The organism is Kocuria sp. KH4, assembly GCF_053711175.1.
Genome location: NZ_JBSJYX010000065.1, coordinates 1 through 433 on the forward strand (window position 1 = coordinate 1; position 433 = coordinate 433).

The 433-nt window shown below is 66.1% G+C and carries 1 protein-coding gene; it reads left to right on the forward strand.

Annotated features, from left to right (window positions below):
• Positions 1 to 340 precede the first annotated feature (340 nt).
• Positions 341 to 433: zinc-ribbon domain-containing protein (locus ACWCOM_RS18505; protein ID WP_454550206.1), on the forward strand; the 93-nt coding region annotated here is incomplete at its 3' end.

Below are 433 nucleotides of genomic sequence, written 5' to 3' on the forward strand. Positions count from 1 at the left end.
ACATAGACGGTGTCTGCTATGACTGACTCGGGAAGCGCTCCAGGAAGCGGGATCCACTCACCCTCGGTAATTTGTGCTGTCATAAGCCGAGCTTAGCCCTGTCCCCCTTGGCCCATGCTTTATCAAACACACACTAAGTAGTGACGATGAGGGCCTGTCGCCTCCCGCACCGGCTTAGGCACCAGGTCGGACACCATGTGCCCCCGGTGCGCGCCTGACTCGGCAACCAAAGCCGCACGGGCTGAGACCTGGGTGACCCGGCCTTCGGCCCCGGCCAACTGCGCCGGGGCCTCCCCCACTCCATAAGCCGGGGCGGTCGCTGGAGGAGAAGAGCACGGCGGTGGCCCCGCAGTGGCACCCCACCCGCAACGGGAACATGGGCCCGCGGGATCTCAGGCCCGCCTCGGACCGGTCCATGTGGTGGCTGTGCCCA